At 69.6% G+C, this 14,498-nt stretch carries 12 protein-coding genes; 4 read left to right on the forward strand and 8 right to left on the reverse strand.

Annotated features, from left to right (window positions below; all coding sequences use genetic code 11):
* Positions 1-27: 27 nt before the first annotated feature.
* Positions 28-828 (forward strand): alpha/beta hydrolase, encoded by an 801-nt coding sequence (locus AB0E94_RS44810; protein ID WP_360340057.1) that lies wholly within the window; start codon positions 28-30, stop codon positions 826-828.
* Here AB0E94_RS44810 and AB0E94_RS44815 read toward each other — a convergent pair whose 3' ends face one another.
* Both AB0E94_RS44815 and AB0E94_RS44820 read right to left on the reverse strand, forming a co-directional pair.
* Positions 829-2,352, reverse strand: a complete 1,524-nt coding sequence (locus AB0E94_RS44815) for a diguanylate cyclase (protein ID WP_360340060.1) — start codon at positions 2,350-2,352, stop codon at positions 829-831.
* Between the two features lie 58 nt (positions 2,353-2,410).
* Entirely contained in the window at positions 2,411-2,950 is a 540-nt protein-coding gene (locus tag AB0E94_RS44820; protein ID WP_360340063.1) for a hypothetical protein, read from the reverse strand.
* A 17-nt stretch (positions 2,951-2,967) separates the two neighbouring features.
* Here AB0E94_RS44820 and AB0E94_RS44825 point away from each other — a divergent pair, with 17 nt between their 5' ends.
* Positions 2,968-3,627 (forward strand): helix-turn-helix domain-containing protein, encoded by a 660-nt coding sequence (locus AB0E94_RS44825; RefSeq protein ID WP_360340066.1) that lies wholly within the window; start codon positions 2,968-2,970, stop codon positions 3,625-3,627.
* Positions 3,628-3,647: 20 nt separating this feature from the next.
* Here AB0E94_RS44825 and AB0E94_RS44830 read toward each other — a convergent pair whose 3' ends face one another.
* Genes AB0E94_RS44830 through AB0E94_RS44850 form a run of 5 tightly spaced genes read right to left on the reverse strand, consistent with a single transcriptional unit; the run spans position 3,648 to position 11,067 of the window.
* Positions 3,648-6,419, reverse strand: a complete 2,772-nt coding sequence (locus AB0E94_RS44830; RefSeq protein ID WP_360340069.1) for an AbfB domain-containing protein — start codon at positions 6,417-6,419, stop codon at positions 3,648-3,650.
* A 9-nt stretch (positions 6,420-6,428) separates the two neighbouring features.
* Positions 6,429-7,442 (reverse strand): ABC transporter permease, encoded by a 1,014-nt coding sequence (locus AB0E94_RS44835; RefSeq protein WP_360340072.1) that lies wholly within the window; start codon positions 7,440-7,442, stop codon positions 6,429-6,431.
* On the reverse strand, positions 7,439-8,395 hold the full coding sequence (locus tag AB0E94_RS44840; RefSeq protein WP_360340075.1) for an ABC transporter permease: 957 nt from the start codon (positions 8,393-8,395) through the stop codon (positions 7,439-7,441). Before AB0E94_RS44840 ends, AB0E94_RS44835 begins: the two co-directional genes overlap by 4 nt.
* Positions 8,392-9,921: a sugar ABC transporter ATP-binding protein gene (locus tag AB0E94_RS44845; RefSeq protein ID WP_360340078.1), complete on the reverse strand. Its 1,530-nt coding sequence runs from the start codon at positions 9,919-9,921 to the stop codon at positions 8,392-8,394. Before AB0E94_RS44845 ends, AB0E94_RS44840 begins: the two co-directional genes overlap by 4 nt.
* A 60-nt stretch (positions 9,922-9,981) precedes the next feature.
* Positions 9,982-11,067 (reverse strand): substrate-binding domain-containing protein, encoded by a 1,086-nt coding sequence (locus AB0E94_RS44850; RefSeq protein ID WP_360340081.1) that lies wholly within the window; start codon positions 11,065-11,067, stop codon positions 9,982-9,984.
* A gap of 316 nt (positions 11,068-11,383) precedes the next feature.
* Here AB0E94_RS44850 and AB0E94_RS44855 point away from each other — a divergent pair, with 316 nt between their 5' ends.
* Positions 11,384-12,925, forward strand: coding sequence for a ricin-type beta-trefoil lectin domain protein (locus AB0E94_RS44855; protein WP_360340084.1), 1,542 nt, complete (start codon positions 11,384-11,386; stop codon positions 12,923-12,925).
* 272 nt (positions 12,926-13,197) lie between these two features.
* On the opposite strand, the gene AB0E94_RS44860 is transcribed toward AB0E94_RS44855, so the two are convergent.
* The gene (locus AB0E94_RS44860; protein WP_360340087.1) at positions 13,198-13,719 is read right to left on the reverse strand and encodes a gamma carbonic anhydrase family protein; all 522 of its coding nucleotides are present in this window, start codon (positions 13,717-13,719) and stop codon (positions 13,198-13,200) included.
* A gap of 132 nt (positions 13,720-13,851) precedes the next feature.
* Between AB0E94_RS44860 and AB0E94_RS44865 the strand changes: the two genes are divergently transcribed.
* Positions 13,852-14,202 (forward strand): hypothetical protein, encoded by a 351-nt coding sequence (locus AB0E94_RS44865; protein WP_360340090.1) that lies wholly within the window; start codon positions 13,852-13,854, stop codon positions 14,200-14,202.
* Positions 14,203-14,498 lie beyond the last annotated feature (296 nt).

A 14,498-nucleotide genomic window follows, 5' to 3' on the forward strand; every position in this document is an offset into this window, starting at 1 on the left:
CGTCGAGAGGACGAAACCATGGGGCACGTGACCGACCGGCCCGACACCGTCGTTCTGGTCCACGGCTTCTGGGTGACCCCGCGCAGCTGGGAGCACTGGATCACGCACTACGAGCAGCGCGGTTTCCGGGTCCTGGCGCCCGGCTACCCCGGGTTCGAGGTGGAGGTGGAAGCCCTCAACGCGAACCCGGACATCATCACCGCCGTCACCGTCCCGGCGATCATCGACAGGCTGACGGCGGTGATCGACGGGCTGGACCGGCCGCCGGTCATCATCGGCCACTCGGCCGGCGGCGCGTTCACGCAGATCCTGCTCGACCGCGGGCTGGGCGCGGCCGGCGTGGTGCTGAACTCGGCGCCCACCGAGGGGGTCCGGGTGGTGCCGGCGTCGCAGATCAGGTCGACGTTCCCGGCCCTGAGGTCGCCGGCGAACCGGCACCGGGCGGTCGGGCTGACGTTCGACGAGTGGCGCCACGCCTTCACCAACACGTTCGGCGAGGAGGAGTCCCGGGAGTTGTACGAGCGCTACCACGTCCCGGCCAGCGGGCGGATCCTGTGGGGCAGTGTGCTGGCCGAATTCCAGCCCGGCCACCAGGACACCTGGGTCGACTACCGTAACCACGCCCGCGCGCCGTTGCTGTTCATCTCCGGCGGGGAGGACCACATCATGCCCCCGGCGGTGCAACGCTCCAACGTCCGGCACTACACGTCAAGAACAATCACCGAGCATTTCGAGTACGACGGGTACGCGCATCTGCTGCCGGCCCAGAAGGGCTGGGAGGAGATCGCCGACCACGCCCTCGACTGGGCGCTACGGCACGCCCGATGATCAGTGGCGCAGGGCCAGCGAGCCGTCCGCGACGACCCGGTTGCGGCCCTGGTTCTTGGCCGTGTAGAGGGCACGGTCGGCCCGTCGCAGCAGCTCTTCGACCCCGGTCCCGGGGACGAGTTCGGCGACCCCGGCGCTGAACGTGACCCGCAACGCGCCACGTGGGGTGTCGAGAGTGGCCTGCTCGCAGCACCGGCGCCAGTGTTCGGCGAGTTCGGCGGCGGTGTCCGCGCCGGCTCCGGGCAGGATGACCGCGAACTCCTCACCGCCGTAACGGGCCACCGTGCCGGTGTCCCCGACGGCCGCCGTCAACTGCTGGGCCAGGCGGATCAGCACCTGGTCGCCGACCGCGTGGCCGTACGTGTCATTGATGTTCTTGAAATGGTCGACGTCGAGCATGACCACCGCGAGCCGGTCGGCCTGTTCGCTCAGCACCGCCGTCAGGTGGCGGCGGTTGTAGACACCGGTGAGGCCGTCGCGTACCGCCTGGTCGGTGAGTTCGGCGCGGAGGCGTTCCAGTTCGGTGACGTCACGGACCACGACGACCGCGCCGGACGTGCTGCCGCCGGCCGTGCGCATGCGGACCACGCGCACGTCGTACATCGTGCCGTTTCCGCTGGTGAGGGTCTGTTGTTCGGCGCCGCCGGCGAAGGCCGCGGTGAGCTCCGGCCCGACTGCCTCGAACCACATCCGGCCGACCACGTCACCGTCGGGCACGTGGCCCTCCCCGGCGAGCATCTCGGCGGCGGCCGGGTTGACGTCAAGAACCCGGCCGTCCTGGTCGATCACCATCACGGCGTCCGTGATCGCGGCGATGACCTGCCCGTACGCGACGGGCATCCGGCGCGCGGGGGTGCCGGACCGGTCCGCCCAGAACCACATCGACGCGGTGATCAGGAAGAGGACCGGGGTCAGGTCGACCTGGCGGGCGCCGAGGTCGGCGAAGACGGTGAGGATGTTGCCGCCCAGCGGGGCGAGCGCGCCGGCCAGGAAGATCACGAAGACCCGGCGGTGCCCGCGGACCGCCCGGCGCATGGCGCCCACCGACCGGACCGTGCCGAGGCCGATCATCGCGTAGCAGTACGCGGTGTGCAGCCAGTACAGCGGCCCGAACTGCACGATGACGCCCTCGACGGAGTCGACGGTGGCCGAGGTGAAGAAGAGATGGTGCCACGGGTCGGTGATCACGGCCGCGACGAGCAGCGCCGGATGCACCCAGAGCACGACCCGGCGCCGGCGCAGCAGTTCGACCCGGCGGCCGGTGAAGACCGTCGAGTGCCACAGGAACCCGGCCACGACCATGGCCACGCCGGGGAACATCACGTAGGTCGCCCCGAGCGCGATCGGCGCCGCGTCGGCCCCGACGGCGACCGCCTGGGCCAGCGACCACAGCGCTGCCCCGGCGGTGATCAGCGCCAGTGACGGCGCCAGCGGCGTCCGGTGGCGCCGCCGCCAGGACAGCACCGCGTAGGTCGCCGCGACCAGGGTCGCGGCGGCATACACCGTGACCAGTGCGGCTCGCATGCGGTCTCCTTCGTTCCGGCGATGCGCATCGGCCGGGCGGAAACCGAGTTGAGGAAAACTATCCGTAGAGGCGGTCGAGCAGGCGGAACAGCGGCCGGTCGTAGGCGCGCAGGGCGGCCCGGGTGTTGATGTGGTTGTGCACGCCGTCCCCGCCGATCGGCCCGGTGCCGCCGGCCCCGAAGTACGTCTCCAGGCCCTGCGCGAAGTATTCGTCGACGGCGCCGCCGCCACCGGTGTTGAGCCACAGCCCGAGACGGCGGGCGGCCCGGTGGGCGGCGGCCAGCTCACCGTCGAGCTCCGGGTCGAGACGGCGCAGCGCCACCCGCAGCAGGACGTGCCCGAACTGCCTGACGAACCGGTCCTCGGTCGACACCAGCAGCGGAAGGGCCTGGCCGGGACACCACGCCGGATCGGGCACGACGATCACATGTATGCCGCGCCGGACGAGTTCCGGCACCACCCGGTACGAACGGAGCCGGATCAGGACACCGAGCCGTTCCCGGACCCGGGCGAGAACGTCGTCGCTGATGTCGCCGGATCCGAACACCGGAATCCCCCAGGCGTCGACGTGCCGGGAGGGGTCTGCGAGCCGGTTCATGGGGCTACCCTGTTAGCGTGAACAATTCGCCGACCGTGACCCGACCTGGCCGGGAGCTGTACGCCGGCCAGTCCCGTGAGCAGCGGGAGTCCGAGCGGCACGACAAGATCGTGGCCGCGGCCGTGCATCTGTTCGCCACCCGTGACTACGACGAGGTGACGGTCGCCGACGTCTGTGCCGCGGCGAAGGTGTCGAAACGCTACTTCTACCACCATTTCACCGACCGGGCCGACCTGCTCTTCCGGGTGCACACCGCGCAGAACTCGTGGCTGCTCGACGCCCTGGTGGCGGCCGGGCCGCCCGCCGGGACGGTCGAGGAGCTGGTCACCCCGGTGATGCACACGCTGACCCGGCTGCTGCGGGAGCATCCGGAGCGGGCGCGGGTGATCTACATCAACGCCCCGCGGATGGAGCTGCGCCGGCGTGGCCTGCTGCGGGAGGAGGCCGTACTGCTCGGTGATCTGATTCTCCGGTCCGGTAACACGCCGGCCGACCGGCGGCTGTTCGAGCGTGCGGTGCTGGCCCTGGTCGCCGGGGCGACCGAGCTGATCATCGAGTGGGTGGTGCAGGGTTTCACCGAGCCGGCCGAGGAGCTGGCCGGTCATCTGACCAGCATCGCCGTGTCGATGCTGGCGGAGATGGTCGCGGGCGTCGCCGTGACGCCGGAACCGGCCTGAGCCGGCTCCGGCGTCACGGGTCACGCCGCCCAGGGTGCGGCGAGGTTCCATGTGCTGTCCGCCGAGAGGGTCTGCGGCCTGTCGAATCCGGCGCCGGCGCCGGCCGCGATGTGGGCCGCTGATTCGAAGTGCCGCAGGTAGGAGCCGGGCAGGTTGTACGACTCCAGGGTGACCCCGGTGCCGCCGAGTCCCGGCCGGGCACAGAACGTGGCGTCGCCCGCGAACAGTGCGGACCCGTCGTTGACGGCGAGCCGGATCCGGCTGTCGGCGTGCCGCAGGTACTGGCCCGGGTAGTTGACCGACTCGAACGTGTAGCACGAGTTGTCGGCCAGCCCTCGCCGCACCGTGAAGGTCGCGTCCTGTTTGAGAAGCGCACTACTGCCGGAACCGACGATCTCGGTGGAGCCGAGACCGCCCGCATGCCGCAGGTACCGGTCGGTGTGACCCCAGGTGGTGACCTGGAGCGACCGCTGCACGTCGACCGGGAGCAGCACCGAGCTGCGCCAGAGCGCCGGGTCCGCCACGTTCCAGGTGGCGTCGGCGGCGAAACCGCCGCCGGTGTTCGGGTCGATCCGCACCTGGTCACTGGCGTGCCGCAGGTACCGGCCGGGCTGGTTGGCCGCCTCGAAGGAGATCCCGCCGGCCGCCAGGCCCGGCCGGGTGCACCAGGTGGCGTCGGCGGCGAAGGTGCCGCCCGTGTCGGCGTCGAGCCGGACCAGGCTGCCGGCGTGCCGCAGGTAGCGGCCCGGATAGTTGACCGACTCGAAGGAGTAGCAGCGAGGATCGGACAACCCGGCGACGGTACGGAACGACGCGTCCTGCCGTGCGGTGTCGCCACTGATCACGTCGGTCCGGGCCAGCGAGTTCGCGTGCCGCAGACGCCGGTCGGTGTGCCCGGCCGTGGTGACCTGGAACGACCGGACGTGCCCGAGGGTGAGCTGCGGCGAGGCGTTGAGGTTGCGGGACGCGTTGATCAGTGCCGTGTGTGCGGCCCGGACCAGCCCGGTGTCCACCTTCTGCACCCGCCGGTCATAGGTGAGCAGCCCGTTGTACTCCCCTTCGACGTCGGTGATCTCGGTGAACACGAATCCGGACAGCCCTCGGGTGGTCATCAGCCGCTGCGCGTCCCGGACCATCCCGGTGTACCTGTCGTTGAGCTGCGCGGCGCTGGTGACGGTCTCGTAGGCGAAGAACCCGCCGTGCGGGCTGTACTCGTGACCCGGCGTGCGCAGCCCGATGCCGCCGAACTCGCCGAGGATCGACACCCGCGTCGACGACGGCTGTGGCGCGTCCGGTCCGGTGTAGATGTGCCAGTCCAGGATGTCGCCGGTGCCCGGGTCGCCCTTGGAGACGCAGCAGTTGTAGCCGCTGTGCGCGTTCATCAGCCGGGTCGGGTCGTAACTCTCCAGGTCCCGGGTGATCCGGGTGGTGTCGCCGAGGTTCCACTCGCCCCAGCCCTCGTTGAACGGCACGTAGGTGATCACCGAGGGGAACGCCCGGTGCTCGTCGATGATCTCCCGTGCCTCGGTCTCGAACTGGGCGATCTGCGCGGCGGTGCGGGTCTGGTCGAACGCCGGGGTGGACGGGATGTCCTGCCACACAAGCAGGCCGAGGCGGTCGGCGTGGTAGTACCAGCGGGCCGGTTCGGTCTTGATGTGCTTGCGGACCATGTTGAAGCCCAGGTCCTTGTGTTTCTGCAGGTCGAACTGGAGAGCCGCGTCGGTCGGCGCGGTGTACAGCCCGTCCGGCCAGAAGCCCTGGTCGAGGGTGCCGATCTGGAACACGAACTCGCCGTTCAGGGTGGGCCGCAGCACCCCGTTGACCAGCTTGGTGCCGACCTCGCGCATGCCGAAGTAGTTCACCACGTGGTCGACCGTGGTCCCGCCGGCGTTGCGCAACGAGACCCGCAGGTTGTAGAGGAACGGGTCGTCCGGCGACCACCGGCGGGCGTTCGGCACCGGGACGGTGAATTCGGTGAACCCGCCGGTCGCGGACCCGACCACCGTCGCGCCGGCGAGAGCCTCGGCGAAGACGCTGTGCCCGGTGACGTTTCCCCTGGTGAAGACCCGGACTCGGAGCGAGTTCGAAGCAAGCTGAGGGTAGACGTCGACCGAATAGATCGACGACGAGGCGGTCGGTTCGATCCACACCGTCTGCCAGATTCCCGACGTCGGCGTGTAGAAGATGTTGCTCTGGCTGTTGACCTGTTTACCGACCGGCTGTTTCTCACCACGCCCGTTGGTCGGGTCGTAGACCCGCACGATCAGCTCGTTCACGCCACCGTTCACAGCGTCGGTGACGTCCACTTCGAATCGGTCGTAGCCGCCTTTGTGGGTGGTGACCTGCCGGCCGTTGACCCACACGGTGGCCTCGTAGTCGACCGCGCCGAAATGCAACTGCACGCGGCGGCCGTTCCAGCCGGCCGGAACGGTGAACGTCCGCCGATAGAACATCAGATCACGGTTGTCGTTGCGCATGATCCCGGACAGCGCCGACTCGACCGGATAGGGCACCAGAATACGTTCGGGAAGGGTCTGCCCGATCGGCGGCGCCGCGTAACGGTCGGTGTCGGCGGCCGGGTTGAGGAATTCCCATTCGCCGTTCAGCGACTGCCAGTCCGGCCGGGTCATCTGCGGGCGCGGATATTCCGGAAGCGGGTTGGAGGTGGAGACCTGGCTGGTCCAGGGCGTGGAGAGCGGCGGCGTCTTGGGGGATATCGCCGCCGAGGCGGGCGCGGCGGCTCCGACCAGGCCGGTGGCGGCCAGGGTCAGAGCCGCGAGGAAACGGCGCATGGGGAACTCCTAGGAGATACGGCGGAGACGGTTGAGGACGGTCTGCACGACGACCACGACAGCGAGGAAGGTGCCGCTGATCACCTGCTGCCAATTGCTGTTCAGGTCACCGACCTGATTGATCATGTTCTGGATGACACCGAGCAGGAGCACCCCGGCGACGGTTCCGGCGATGCTTCCGGCGCCGCCGGTGAGAAGGGTTCCGCCGATCACCACGGCGGCGATGGCGTCCAATTCCATACCGGCGCCGAGAACGGTGACGCCGGATCCCAATTTGGCGGCGTTGACGGCGCCGGCCAGGCCGGCGAGCAACCCCGAAAGGACATAAACCAAGATTTTGGTACGCCGTACCGAAACCCCCATGAGAGCTGAGGCGTCCTCACTCCCGCCGATCGCGTACACCGACTGCCCGAACCCGGTCCGGGCGAGCACCAGCATCCCGATCAGCACCAGGACCACGGCGAGCCACACCTGGTTGCCGACACCGAGCAGGGAGCCGGTGCCGAGCGTGCCGAAGGCGTCGCTCTGCACCACGAACGTGGTGGACCCCTCGTCGCTGATCGCCCGCATCAGTCCCCGGGCGCCGAGCAGCGCGGCCAGTGTGACGATGAACGGCGCCATCCGCGTGTAGGCGATCAGCAGCCCGTTGACCAGCCCGATCAGCCCGCACACGGCCAGCGGCACGAGCACCGCCGCGACCAGCCCGTACCGGGACGCCCAGGCGGCGAGCACCCCGCCGAGCACGTAGAGCGACCCGACCGACAGGTCGATGCCGCCGGTGACGATCACGAAGGTCATGCCGAGCGCGATCAGCATCGGCGGCGCCGCGGCGACCAGGATGGTGCCGGCGTTGTCGAGGCTGCGGAAGTCCGGGAACACGGCGAGCGCGAACACCACCACCGTGACCAGGACGGCGAGCGCCCCCTGGCGCTGGACGACGCCGACGATCCGGTCGGTGCGCTCACTGCGGGCGACGTCGGTGGCGCTCATGGCCGGGCTCCCGTCGAGCAGGGCCGGGGTCATCGCGACTTCCTCTCCCGGGCCACGTAGACGGCGACGAGGATGATGACCGCCTGGGCCATCTCGGCCGTCGACGGCCCCAGATCGTGCTTGATCATGGTGGCGATCACGAGCTGCATCAGCAGAGCGCCGGCGACGGTGCCGAGGATGCGGACCTTGCCGCCGGTGAGCGGGGTGCCGCCGACGACGACGGCGGTGATCGCGGACAGTTCGATGAGCAGGCCAACTGCGGACGCGTCGCTGGACTGGATGCGGGCCACCGACAGCAGGCCGGCGATCGAGGCGAGGACCGCGCAGATCACGTAGACGGTGATCAGCACCCGTTTGACCGGCAGCCCGGCCAGCTCGGTGGCCCGCCGGTTGCCGCCGACGGCCAGCAGCCGCCGGCCGAACACGGTGCGGCGCAGCACGAACGCGACGATCGCGACCAGGACCGCGGCGATCCACACCAGCACCGGGATGCCGAGCAGGTCACCGGAGCCGAGGTAGAGCACGTCCGGGTTGCGGATGTCCTTGAGCTGGCCGTCCGAGATGACCACGGCCAGGCCGCGGCCGCCGACGAACACGGCCAGGGTGGCGACGATCGGCTGCAACCCGACCCGGGCCACCAGCACACCGTTGATCAGGCCGACCGCGACTCCGGCGGCGAGCGACACTGCGATCGCGGCGACCACGCCGTACCCGAGGTAGAGCGGGATCAGGGCAGCGGCCAGCGCCATCACCGAGCCGACCGACAGGTCGATGCCCTCGGTGCCGATGACCAGCGCCATCCCGAGCGCGACGATCACGATCGGGGCGACCTGGATCAGCTGGATGCGCAGGTTGCTGAGGGTGAGGAAGTACGGGGTGAAGAAGATGTTGTAGAGGATCAGCAGCCCGACGGCGAGGTAGACGCCGTACTCGGGCAGCCAGGACCTGATGTCCGGGCGGCGGGCGGTGAGAGTGGTCGTGGTCATGCGGGTTCCTCGGGGGGTGCTGCCGCGGCGATGCCGGCCATGAGGTGTTCGGTGGTCACCTGGTCGCCGGTGAGGTGGCCGACGACGACGCCGTCGCGCAACACCACCACCCGGTCGGCGCCTTCGACCAGTTCCTCGGCGTCGGACGAGACCAGGACGACGCCCAGTCCCTCGCCGGCGAGCTCGTCGATCAGGCTCTGCACCTCGGCCTTGGCGCCGACGTCGATGCCGCGGGTGGGCTCGTCCAGCAGCAGGATCTTCGGATCGGTGGCGAGCAGGCGGGCGAGCAGAACCTTCTGCTGGTTGCCGCCGGACAGGTTGCCGACCAGCTGGTCCGGGCTGGACGCCTTGATCCGCAGCCGGGTCATGTACCGCTCGACGACCTGGTCGATCTTCGCGTCCGAGACGATGCCGAGCCGCGACATGCGCGGCAGCACGGCGAGGGCGATGTTGTCGCGGACCGACAGGCCGGCCACGATGCCCTCGGCCTTGCGGTCCTCCGGCTGCACGGCGATGCCCGCGGCGACGGCCTGGACGGTGGTCGGCCGTTTCAGTTCGGCGCCGTCGACCTCGACGGTCCCGGAGTCGATCGGGTACGCGCCACCGATCGCCTTGATCGTCTCGCTGCGGCCGGCGCCGAGCAGTCCACCCAGGCCCACGACCTCACCGGGCCGCACGTCGAAGCTGATGTCGTGCAGCCTGGTCCGGCTGGTCAGCCCGGTGACCTTGAGGACCGGCCGGGCGTCGCCGTCGGTCTCGTGGTCGCCGGCGAACGCGGTGAAGCCCTGCCGCCTGGTCTGCGACATCTCCCGGCCGAGCATCATCGACACGAGCTCGATGCGTTCCAGGCCGGCGAGCTTTCCGGTGTGGACCAGCCGGCCGTCGCGCAGGATGGTGACCGAGTCGCAGATCTCGTAGAGCTCGTCCATCCGGTGCGACACGTAGACGATGCCGATGCCCTGGCCGTGCAGGCGGCGGATCACCGAGAACAGCGTCTGCACCTCGCGGGGCTCCAGCGAGGAGGTGGGCTCGTCCATGATGACGACCTTCGCGTCGATCATCACGGCCCGGGCCAGGGCGACCATCTGCTGCGCGCCGAGGGCCAGGGTGCCGAGCTGGCGGCGTACGTCGGTGGTCACGCCGTAGTCGGCGAGGATGCCGCGGGCCTCGCGTTCCATCCGGCCGCGGTCGATCAGGCCGAGCGGGTTGCGGGGCTCCCGGCCGAGGAAGAGGTTCTGGGCCACGCTCATCAGCGGGATGAGGTTGACCTCCTGGTAGATCGTGGAGATCCCGGCGCGCTGGGCGTCCATCGGGGCGGCGAACGAGACCGGCCGGCCCTGGTAACGCAGTTCGCCGGTGTCCGGCTGGTAGACGCCGGTCAGCACTTTGATCAGGGTGGACTTGCCGGCGCCGTTCTCACCGACGAGGGCGTGCACCTCGCCGGGCCGCAGGGTGAAGGACACGTCGTCGAGCGCGCGGACCCCGGGGAAACTCTTGGACACGCCGGCGACTTCGAGCAGCGTCACGCGTACCTCTCAAAGGGGGTTGGGAAAGGGCGCCCGGCGGAGAGCCGGACGCCCTCGCGATCAGTAGGCGCTGCCGACGTCGGTCTTGGCGTTGGTGGTGTCGTACGCGCGGTCGGAGATGATGATGTCCTGGCCGACCGCCTCGCCGGCGAAGAACTTGGTCGCGGTCTCGAAGGCCAGCGGGCCGAAGCGCGGGTTGGACTCGATGACCGCGGAGATCCAGCCGTCCACGATGCCCTGGACCGCGCCCTTGGTGCCGTCGATCGACACGATCTTGACGTCGCCGGCCTTCTTGCCGGCGCCCTTGAGCGCGGTCACCGCGCCGAGGGCCATCTCGTCGTTCTCGCCGTAGATGCCGTTGATGTTGGGGTTGGACTGGAGCAGCTGCTCGGCGACCTTCTGGCCCTCCTCGCGGGAGAAGTTGCCGGTCTGCTCGAAGGTGACCTTGATGTCCGGGGCGACCTTGGCGATCTGGTCCTTGAAGCCGCTGGTCCGGAGGGTGGTCACGTTGTTGCCGGGCGCGCCCAGCAGGATCGCGACCTCACCCTTGTTGCCCAGCGCCTTGGCCATCTCGTCGGCGGCGCGCTTGCCCTGCTCGGCGAAGTCGGAGCCGATGAAGGTCAGGTAGTCCTTGCAGGCGGTGGCGTTGATCTTGCGGTCGATCGTGACGATCGGGATCTTCTTGGCCGACGCCTTGGCGAAGACCGAGTCCCAGCCGTCGGAGTTGAGCGGCGCGATGACCAGCAGCTGCACGCCGGAGTCGATCATCTGCTCGACGTCGCTGATCTGCTTGTTGAACTGTGAGTTCGCGTTCGCTGTTGTGAGGTTTGCGATGCCCAGCTTGGCGGCCTCGTCCTTGATGGACTGGGTCTCGGCGATCCGGAACGGGTTGGCCTCCTTCTCCGACTGAGAGAAGCCGACCTTGGCCGTCTTGAGATCGACCTTGGTGCCGCCGTACTGGTCGATGGTGCAGGTGGCGGCGCCGGGCGCGGCCGACTGGACGACCTGCGACGCGGCAGGTACGGGGCCGGCGCCGCTGGTCGCGGGGGTCTCCTCGGACTTGGCGCAGGCGCCCGCTCCGGCCAGCACCATGGCAGCACCGAGCACGGCAGCCGCAGGCCGCCACCTGTTCGACCGAACACTCATTGCGTGAACTCCTTGCGAGAGAAGCGGCTGCTAGCCGCGGTGATGTCTCGTTGGGGGTGACCGCGGGGTGACTCGCGGTGGAACACATTCACGCATCATCGAACTTTTTCTGTCAAGGACTTGCGCGGAAACCTAACTGAAACGAACATGTTCCAGATGACAGCCTCGCGCATTGCCGAACACCTGGCAACAGACCCGCCCTAAGGCATCGACATATTTTGTTGAAGCTTGTTGACAGTTACCTTAGCCGTCACAAGACTCTGCCGGTGAGAGCGCTCTCTTTCCCCCGTCAAGTGCGTGCAAGAAAGGACGAACCATGCACCGTCCCGCACTGCTCGGCGCCGCTCTCCTGCTGGCTGCGACCCTGAGCCCCGCCCCCGGCTTCGCCGCCCCACCAGCGCCGCCATCCCCCGCCCTCGCCCCCGGCATGCTCGCCGCTGCCCTCTCCCCCGGCATGCTCGCCGCCATGCAGCGCGATCTCGGGCTGGACGCCGACGAGGTCGCCGCGCGCCTGACCGTGGAGGCCGCTGCCCCGGTCGTCGAGAAGCGCCTGCGAGCCCAGCTCGGCAAACGGTTCGCCGGGGCCTGGATCCCGGACGGCGGCACCCGCCTGACCGTGGCCGTCACCAGCGCCGCCGACGCCGCCGCGGTCCGGGCCGAGGGCGCCGTCCCGAAGCTGGTCCAGCGCGGTGAGAGCGACCTCGCCACCACCCGCGCCAAGCTCGACAAACGCGGCGACGCGGCACCGGACACCGTGCACAGCTGGTACGCCGACCCGGTCTCGAACACCGTCGTCATCACCGCCGCACCCGGCGCCGAGGCCCAGGCCCGGAAGTTCGCCGAGGCCAGCGGCGCGACCGGGGTCACCGTCCGGGCCACCACCGCGGCCCGTCCACAACCGATGTACGACACCCGCGGCGGCGACCAGTACGTGATCAACGGCAACACGCTGTGCTCGGTCGGGTTCTCGGTGGCCGGCGGGTTCGTCACGGCCGGGCACTGCGGCGGGACCGGCAGCCCCACCCTCGGATTCAACAACGTCGCACAGGGCACGTTCGCCGGCTCGTCCTTCCCCGGCAACGACTACGCGTGGGTGCGCACCAACGGCAACTGGGTCTCCCAGCCGTGGGTCAACAACTACTCCGGCGGGAACGTGCTGGTCGCCGGCTCGCAGGAGGCCGCGATCGGCAGCTCGATCTGCCGCTCCGGGCGGACCACCGGCTGGCGCTGCGGCACCCTGCTCGGCAAGAACGAGACGATCAACTACGCGCAGGGCTCGGTGTCCGGGCTGAGCCGCAGCAACGCGTGCGCCCAGCCCGGCGACTCGGGCGGGTCGTGGATCTCCGGCAATCAGGCCCAAGGCGTCACCAGCGGCGGCACCGGCGACTGCACCTCCGGCGGCACCATGTGGTTCCAGCCGGTCAACGAGATCCTTTCGGTGTACGGCCTGTCGCTCACCACATCCGGCGGCAGTGCTGGCAGCGCCGTGATCAGCAACTGGAACAACAAGTGCCTCGACGTGCCGAACTCGAACTTCGCCGACGGCGTCCTCGTCCAGATGTGGAACTGCAACGGCTCAGCCGCCCAGCGCTGGGAGGCCGTCGGCGGGGCGCTGCGCACCGGCAACAACAAGTGCCTGGACGTGCCGTGGGGCTCCACCGCCAACGGGGTGGTCCTGCAGATCGTCACGTGCAGCGGCAACCCGGCCCAGCAGTGGGTGCTCAGCGCCGCCGGTGATCTGGTGAACCCGCAGGCCAACAAGTGCATCGACATCCAGGACTGGAACAACAACGAAGGCGCCCGGGTGCAGCTCTGGGACTGCGCCGGAACCCTCAACCAGAAGTGGCGTCGCGGCTGACGTCCTGACCGCGTTACCTGACCGGTCCAGGCGGCGGGCCCGGCCGGTCAGGTAACGCTTCACCTTGCTCGACCGCCGCCCGATGCCGCCCGGCCGGCTACTCCGCCTTGCGCGACCGCTGCCATATGCCGCCCTACCGGCTACTCCGCCTTGCTCGACCGCCGGCCCTATGGCGCTCAGTCGGCTACTCCGCCTTGCTCGACCGCCGGCCCTATGGCGCTCGGCCGGCTATTCCGCCTTGCTCGACCGCCGGCCCTATGGCGCTCGGCCGGCTATTCCGCCGGCGGTGCGGTCGCCGCCCGGTGCTGCTTGGCCAGCTCGACGTAGATCAAGGCGTTGGCGGCGATGGCGGCATGCTCGTCGGTGGTGGTCTCCCGGCGCACCTTGCCCGGCGCGCCGAGCACGAGCGACCCGGGCGGGATCGTCACGCCTTCCGGGATCAGCGCGCCTGCGGCGATGATCGAACGGGCGCCGACGTGAGCGCCGTTCATGACGATCGCGCCCATGCCGATCAGCACGTCGTCCTCGATGACACAGCCGTGCAGGACGGCCCGATGACCGACGCTGACGTTGGCGCCGATGCTGGCCGGATGCCCCGGGTCGGCGTGCACGACCACACCGTCCTGAAGATTCGTGCCGGCGCCGATGCTGATCGCGTCCAGATCGGCGCGCACGACCGTGTGATACCAGACGCTGGAGTCCGGGCCGAGCGTGACACGGCCCGCGACGACCGCGCCCGGCGCGATCCAGGCGGTGGGCGAGGCTTGCGGGAGATGGCCGCCGATCTCGATCATGGAGGCATCTTACGCACGGTCAGCGGAACCATCACCCGGCCTCTATTCTGAAAATTAATCGACATAGATGTTTACAGACGCCGACCTTGGGTACGCCCGCCGCCTGAAGCACCGACACCGTCAGCGAGAGGTATGGGCAGCGTGATCGTCGAGGACACCACCGCCGCGGCCTGGGTATGGCCGCGCTGCGCCGTCGCCACCACGCTCACCCCGGCCGAGATGGACGGGCTGGCCGACCTGCCCGAACGGGTCGGAGCTCCGCCGTCCGACAACGTCGCCTGTGAACTCGCCGCCGGCCACGAACAGATGCACGCCGCATTCATCCTCGCCGACGACGGCGGCGACCGCTGGTGGTGGATCCGCTGGAACCGCCAGGCCCGGGAACTACGCCACCTGGACACTTGCGAACAAGCCGACCCACCGAGCGGCGACGACTGCCTGCTGCCGGCCACCCACCCGGGCCGCCACAGCTTCCAGATGTAACCACCCCTAGCCCGCGCTCCCGCCCATCTCCACAACCGCGCCCCCTGCCCGGCCCGCGCCCACTCTCGCGGCCACCTCCGTGCCTCGCCGCCCGCGACTCGCTGCTCGCCGCCCGCGACTCGCTGCTCGCTGCTCGCTGCTCGCTGCCCGCCGATCTTGCACGGTTCTCCACCCTCGCGCCGATCTTGCAGGCCTTTCCACGTCCCGCTTGGAGTCAAGGGGTGGTTGCATCGGTGCTGGTGAGGAACTCGTTGAGTTTTTCGGTGGGGGTGCGCCAGTTGAGGGTTTCGCGGGGG

The organism is Actinoplanes sp. NPDC026670, assembly GCF_040638175.1.
GTDB lineage: Bacteria > Actinomycetota > Actinomycetes > Mycobacteriales > Micromonosporaceae > Actinoplanes.